Origin of the sequence: Rhodococcus sp. BUPNP1 (genome assembly GCF_002215235.1) — a bacterium.
Classification (GTDB): Bacteria; Actinomycetota; Actinomycetes; order Mycobacteriales; family Mycobacteriaceae; genus Rhodococcus.
Genome location: NZ_NERM01000073.1, coordinates 1 through 1,464, shown reverse-complemented (window position 1 = coordinate 1,464; position 1,464 = coordinate 1). Strand labels below are relative to the sequence as shown.

The 1,464-nt window shown below is 66.2% G+C and carries 1 protein-coding gene; it reads left to right on the top strand.

Annotation, left to right across the window (positions count from 1 at the left end; all coding sequences use genetic code 11):
* Window positions 1-243 precede the first annotated feature (243 nt).
* Entirely contained in the window at window positions 244-1,446 is a 1,203-nt protein-coding gene (locus tag B9C99_RS25450) for an IS110 family transposase (RefSeq protein ID WP_088899798.1), read from the top strand.
* The last annotated feature ends 18 nt before the right edge of the window (window positions 1,447-1,464 follow it).

Genomic DNA, 1,464 nt, shown 5'->3' with positions numbered 1-1,464 from the left:
TCCTTAAGTTCGTAGGTGCAGTTACTTCGTGAGAGTTACGTTGAGCTGTAACCCGGGCGGGCCGGGCGAGGCTGCATAAGGTTTGCCCACTCTCGAGTGGGGCTTGAAAGGACTGGCCACCCGACCTGTCTGGACACCTCGGACCGCTGATTGAGATCTGCGCATGATCGCTTGTTTAAGGAAATGCCGGCGGAGGCGTCCATCGGGGCCAGGCCGGAACACAAGCGAAAACGAGGAGATCCGATGACCGGTTCGCGACTGTGGGCAGGAGTCGACGTCGGCAAAGAACACCACTGGATATGCGTACTCGACACCTCCGGAGCGGTGGTGCTGTCGCGGCGATGCGACAACGACGAAGCAACGATCCGTGCGGTGATCACCGAGATCGACGCACTCGCCGAGACGGTGTCGTGGACGGTGGATCTGACCACCGCCTACGTCACCTTGTTGCTGACTGTGCTGGCCGACGCCGGGAAACCGGTGCGCTACCTGTCCGGACGTTCGGTGTGGCAGGCATCGTCGGTCTACCGCGGCGGCGAAGCCAAGACCGACGCCCGCGACGCCCGAGTGATCGCCGATCAGTCCCGGATGCGGTCGGACCTGCCCGTTCTGCGTCCCGACGACGAGTTGATCCGTGAGCTGCAGATGCTCACCGGCCACCGCACCGATCTGGTCGCCGACCGTACCCGGACCATCAACCGGCTGCGTCAGCAACTCGTCGCGATCTGCCCCGGCCTCGAACGCGTCGCGCAGATCTCCTCGGACCGGGGCTGGGTGGTGCTGCTGGCCCGCTACCAGCGACCGAAAGCGATCCGCCGCGTCGGTGCGGCCCGACTGGCCGCGATGCTCACCGGGGCCGGGGTGCGCCACGCCGAATCGATCGCCCGGGCCGCAGTCACCGCCGCGAAGGCGCAGACCGTGCGGTTGCCGGGGGAAGATGTCGCTGCCGAACTGGTCGCCGAATTGGCGCAGGCGGTGATCGACCTCGACACACGTATCAGGGCCGTGGACGCGGAGATCGAGGCCCGATTTCGCCGGCACCCTCTGGCCGAAGTGATCCTGAGCTTGCCGGGTATGGGATTCCGGCTCGGCGCCGAATTCCTTGCCGCAGTCGGTGACCCCGCCCTGATCGGATCGGCCGACCAACTCGCTGCCTGGACCGGGTTGGCGCCGCGACCCAGGGATTCGGGTAAACGCACCGGGCGTCTGCACACCCCTCAGCGCTACAGCAGGCGCCTGCGCCGGGTGATGTACATGTCGGCGTTGACCGCGGTCCGCTGCGACCCCGCCTCTCGCGCCTACTATCAGCGCAAACGTGCCGAAGGTAAGCGACCCGTCCAGGCCACGATCTGCCTGGCTCGGCGGCGCGTGGACGTTCTCTACGCTCTGCTCCGCGACAACCGCACCTGGCAACCGAATGTGCCGGTTACCGCGGTGGCGGCTTGACAGGATCATTGAGAGTCC

What these genes read in the sequence shown, in the direction of transcription:
- B9C99_RS25450 (WP_088899798.1), top strand. Translation starts at nt 244, where the DNA reads ATGACCGGTTCGCGACTGTGGGCAGGAGTCGACGTCGGCAAAGAACAC.